The following is a 4,198-nucleotide window of genomic DNA, read 5'->3' as shown; positions in this document are numbered from 1 at the left end:
AGCACCCGGAGGGTGAAATAATAAACCCCCATTTGAAATGGGGGTTGCTAACTTAGAGCAATGGCTGAAACAGGAAGTATTGATAAAAACACTTGTTGAAAATAATATGATAAGTATTATTTATGATACCCATATGAAAAATCATGAACTTTTGAAAAAGATTTTTCTGGAGAATGTATCACTATCCGATAGAGAAGCTGATTATTTGGTTTCGGTGCTGGCCAATATCATTCCGGCTGCTGTAAATATCTGGTATTTACATGGAAAAACGGAAACTCCGGAAGAAATATACTGTGCCGTAACTCACAGCCTTGTTGTGATCAGCAGACAGCTTTCTAAGTAGAAGATGTGGACATGATTTTTAGTTTTAAATCTAGTATGTCAATTTTCCATCCTTGCGACCAAGATGAAAAATATTTCTCTCAAACATTTCAATCTCAGGTAAAAATGCACACTTTGAAGCAATCCATGCACCCATAACACCACCGAGTGTGTTGCAGATAAGGTCATCTACATCACATAAACGGTATGAACCGGAATAGATAAAGAAAAGCCCTGTAAGCTGTCCAACTTCAATAAATAATGTAAGTGCAAAACTTACAAGTGCGATTTTTTTCATATCCATCTTGTGGTAATATTTAAAATATGCACCAAAAGGAATTGTCATTACTATGTTAAAAAGCACCTGTGCTACTGCACGAAAACTTGGATTTTTTGCTATATCATAAAGGCAGTATCCGGGGATTAACTGTATCTGGTGACCGCTTAATTTTGTTCCCATTGTTGGAAGTGGTAAAAATACAAGTGAAAATAAACAGCATATATATACAAAGAATAGAGTGTTCAACACACATTTTGCTATGTTAAATCTTCCGCTTTTTAATAAAATTGAACCAGCTAAAAATGGAATATAAAGTAAAACTCCATAAACTATAGCTATTGTTATACCGTTGTTAATACTATCGATCCATGTACTCATTTTTTTGCCCTCCGTGTTTTTTATTTGATGATACAAGTATATTTGAAAATATATAAATCTGCCATCGAATAAGCTTACATTTACGGGGTATAATCTTACAGTTTTGTAAGGTTGAATTTATAAGGTTGAGATAAGTCTTTTGTTTATAGTTAGAAATATGCAAAAATCTTTCTATTGTATAATGGTTAATATGACGGATTAAAATTTTTTTGTATATACAGGCAATTGCGGAATATCTGTGCTTATGCTAGAATGATTGAAATTCGGGAAAATAAAATATGTTACGAAATCATAAAAACAGGAGGAAACAGTTATGCGTAGAAAAGACAGGGAGATTATCTCAAATGATGAAATATTGAATATTTTGCAGAGAAGCAACACAATCCGTATTGCCATGTATGGTGATAAATATCCTTATGTAGTTCCGGTTTCTTTTGGAATGGAAATCTTAAATGAAAAGCCAGTTCTTTATTTTCATTGTGCAAAGCAGGGACTTAAAATAGAATATATTGAAAAAAATCCAAATGTCTGCGTAGAAGCCGATACTTTTTTCAAGGTTCAGAAAACAGAGCATGGAATTACGACAAGATATGAGAGCGTTATAGGCTTTGGAAAATGTGAGGAAGTAGAAAATCAGGATGAGATAATAAAGGGCTTACAGCTTATTCTTGAACATTATGGACAGATAGATTATCCGCTTGAACGCTGCAAAGGAATGGTGAATGTGAAAATATATAAAATTGAGTTAGAGGAATTTACAGGAAAAGCAAATCCGGTGGAAGAATAATCATGATAAGTTATTTGTATTAAAAAATAGAACGGAGAATAGCAAAGGATGAATATTACAGTATACCTTGGAGCTTTTGAGGGAAATGATCCTACATTAGCAAAAGAAGTAAAGAAACTTGGAACATGGATCGGTGAGAGTGGAAATTCACTTATATACGGCGGCTCTAAGTCAGGACTTATGGGAGTAATAGCTGAGAGCGTATTAGAAGCAGGTGGAGAGGTGACGGGTGTAGAACCACAGTTTTTTGTCGATGCTGAACTACAGTACGATGAGATAACAGAGCTTATAGTTACAAAAAATATGGAGGAGAGAAAAACAAAGATGATTAAACTTGGAGATGCATTTATTGCATTTCCGGGAGGGACAGGCACTTTGGAAGAAATTGCAGAGGTTATGTCAAAAGTATCTTTAAAGCAACTTGATGCCCCATGTATTTTGTATAATATGAACGGTTATTATAATGGTCTTAAAGAACTTCTTGAACATATGATTAAAATGGGGTTGTCCTCAGAAGAACGGCAGGAGGGCATTTATTTTGTGGAAAATCTTGAGCAGATTAAGGAGATTTTAGAGAGGAAGTAATAAAAGTCATGCATATAGAAAAATACAGTGGAAAATATGATGATGAGATTATATCGCTTATACTTGATATTCAAAATAATGAATCAAAGATAAATCTGTCACTTGAAGAACAGCCTGACCTTTTTAATATAAATAAGTCATATCAACAGGGAGGCGGTGAATTTTGGGTTGCGATTTATGACGGAAAAGTAATCGGGACTATCGGACTTATGATAAAAGAAAATAATTGTGCGGTTATGAAAAAGTTCTTTGTCAAAAAAGAATACCGTTCACAGAAAGTAGGGCTTGCTCTTTATAGTGAACTTATAGAGTTTGCCAAAGCATCAGATGTTCAGCATATTATTTTAGACACTCCGTCTGTTGCCAAAACATCGCACAGATTTTATGAAAAGGCAGGTTTTTATAAAATTGATAAATCAGAACTTCCAATCTTATATACATATCCTGACAGGGATAGTTTATTGTATATGCTGGATTTGGAGAGTGCCAGTGATACATTATAATGATATAAAAATTAGATTGTTTCATGCCGCTGTTTTTAAAAGTATCATTAATGGCTTTTATGATAATGGTTTTGCATGATAATGTGAAGTGAGGTCTTTTGTTAAAATAAATATATACTATAATTGTTTTATGCAATTTTTTTGATTTCTTCAAGGAATACTTTTGCTGCATTGTTAAATATATTTTTGCGCTTCCATACAAGATTGTATTCAATTTTTAATTCAGGCTTAAGCGGACGGAATACAACATCACTGTCAGGTTCTTCTGAAATCAAATCTTTTGTCATTAGAAAGTATCCAAGATTATTTTTAACAAATGTGGCAGGGCTTCCATGTACAACATTGTAGGTTGCCGTTATATGCAGACGGTCTATATCTGTATGTGCCCAGTCTGCGATGTTCTGCTGTAAACCGATACGGCGGTAAAGAATAAGCGGCATTTGCAACAGTTCTTTTTTACTTATCATGTCAAGGTCGGCAAACTGGCAGTCTTTTTTCATCAATACGCCCCATAAAGAACTCTCAGGGAGTTTGATATATTCATATTTCAAAGTGTCAATGGGTTGGAGCAGAATTGCAAAATCAAGGTTTCCATGATTAAGGCGTTCTGTTATGTCTGTGGCATCTCCATTATAAAATTGAAATATTACATTAGGGTATTGTTTCTGTATAAAGGATAATTCAGATAGGACTTCCGCAGGAATACAGAGTGCCGTGTTTGCAGTTGCGAATATTGTTATACAGTCGGCAATAAACAGTCTTGGAACTATGGTGATAGCGGCATCAAGTGCGGCTTTCAATATCGAGATATTTGCCTATGATGTGTTAAATTCGTTCAGCCAGGCATGCACAACATTTATGGGACAGAATTATGGTGCAGGGCAATTAAAAAGATGTAAGAAAGTGCTTATTTTATGTATTATCGAGGATGCGATAGTGACGGCTGGTGCGATATTTTTAATCTTACTGTCAGGAAAAATACTGCTCTCGATATTTAATAATGACCCTAAAGTAATAAATACAGGATATACAAGACTTATAATGGTATTTTCAGCCTATACTTTCAGTATGCTTTATGAGAATTTATCGGGCTATTTAAGGGGATTTGGAATTTCACTTGTGCCGGCTGTTCTCACGATAATTGGTGTGTGCGGTGTGAGGATATTTTGGATATTTGTCGTATTTCCGTTACACAAGACATTCAGAGTGATAATGACGGCATATCCTGTAAGTTTGTCGGTGACGGCAGTGTTGATTTTTGTGGCGGTCATGATTTATCGCCCGTCATATAACCAACATTAAAATAAATATTGTTTAATATAATTAAAATAATTTAATAAAATA

Annotated in this window: 7 protein-coding genes; 5 read left to right on the top strand and 2 right to left on the bottom strand. The window is 34.4% G+C overall.

The features are described 5' to 3' along the window. Nucleotides 1–79: 79 nt before the first annotated feature. Nucleotides 80–343, top strand: coding sequence for a hypothetical protein (locus KQI69_RS07200; protein WP_216564669.1), 264 nt, complete (start codon nt 80–82; stop codon nt 341–343). A gap of 30 nt (nt 344–373) precedes the next feature. Here the strand turns inward: KQI69_RS07200 and KQI69_RS07195 are convergent, their stop codons facing one another. After that, nucleotides 374–979: a VanZ family protein gene (locus tag KQI69_RS07195; protein ID WP_216564668.1), complete on the bottom strand. Its 606-nt coding sequence runs from the start codon at nt 977–979 to the stop codon at nt 374–376. A 313-nt stretch (nt 980–1,292) separates the two neighbouring features. Here KQI69_RS07195 and KQI69_RS07190 point away from each other — a divergent pair, with 313 nt between their 5' ends. Genes KQI69_RS07190 through KQI69_RS07180 form a run of 3 tightly spaced genes read left to right on the top strand, consistent with a single transcriptional unit; the run spans nt 1,293 to nt 2,854 of the window. Then, nucleotides 1,293–1,766 carry a pyridoxamine 5'-phosphate oxidase family protein gene (locus KQI69_RS07190; RefSeq protein WP_216564667.1) on the top strand — a complete coding sequence of 158 codons (474 nt, stop codon included), beginning with the start codon at nt 1,293–1,295 and terminating at the stop codon, nt 1,764–1,766. Nucleotides 1,767–1,814: 48 nt separating this feature from the next. Further along, the gene (locus KQI69_RS07185; RefSeq protein ID WP_216564666.1) at nt 1,815–2,351 is read left to right on the top strand and encodes a TIGR00730 family Rossman fold protein; all 537 of its coding nucleotides are present in this window, start codon (nt 1,815–1,817) and stop codon (nt 2,349–2,351) included. 8 nt (nt 2,352–2,359) lie between these two features. Further along, a complete protein-coding gene (locus tag KQI69_RS07180) occupies nt 2,360–2,854 on the top strand; it encodes a GNAT family N-acetyltransferase (protein WP_216564665.1) in 495 nt (164 codons plus the stop codon). A gap of 128 nt (nt 2,855–2,982) precedes the next feature. Here the strand turns inward: KQI69_RS07180 and KQI69_RS07175 are convergent, their stop codons facing one another. After that, nucleotides 2,983–3,654 (bottom strand): LysR family transcriptional regulator substrate-binding protein, encoded by a 672-nt coding sequence (locus KQI69_RS07175; protein ID WP_216564664.1) that lies wholly within the window; start codon nt 3,652–3,654, stop codon nt 2,983–2,985. Here KQI69_RS07175 and KQI69_RS07170 point away from each other — a divergent pair. After that, nucleotides 3,569–4,156 (top strand): MATE family efflux transporter, encoded by a 588-nt coding sequence (locus tag KQI69_RS07170; RefSeq protein ID WP_216564663.1) that lies wholly within the window; start codon nt 3,569–3,571, stop codon nt 4,154–4,156. The two genes, KQI69_RS07175 and KQI69_RS07170, sit on opposite strands and share 86 nt — an antisense overlap. Nucleotides 4,157–4,198 lie beyond the last annotated feature (42 nt).

The organism is Eubacterium sp. MSJ-13 (assembly GCF_018918235.1).
Lineage (GTDB): Bacteria > Bacillota > Clostridia > Lachnospirales > Lachnospiraceae > Butyribacter.
Note: the sequence above shows the minus strand (reverse complement) of the source record. Positions and strands in the feature narration are given on the sequence as shown.

What these genes read in the sequence shown, in the direction of transcription:
- KQI69_RS07185 (WP_216564666.1), top strand. Translation starts at nt 1,815, where the DNA reads ATGAATATTACAGTATACCTTGGAGCTTTTGAGGGAAATGATCCTACA.
- KQI69_RS07195 (WP_216564668.1), bottom strand. Translation starts at nt 979, where the DNA reads ATGAGTACATGGATCGATAGTATTAACAACGGTATAACAATAGCTATA.
- KQI69_RS07190 (WP_216564667.1), top strand. Translation starts at nt 1,293, where the DNA reads ATGCGTAGAAAAGACAGGGAGATTATCTCAAATGATGAAATATTGAAT.
- KQI69_RS07180 (WP_216564665.1), top strand. Translation starts at nt 2,360, where the DNA reads ATGCATATAGAAAAATACAGTGGAAAATATGATGATGAGATTATATCG.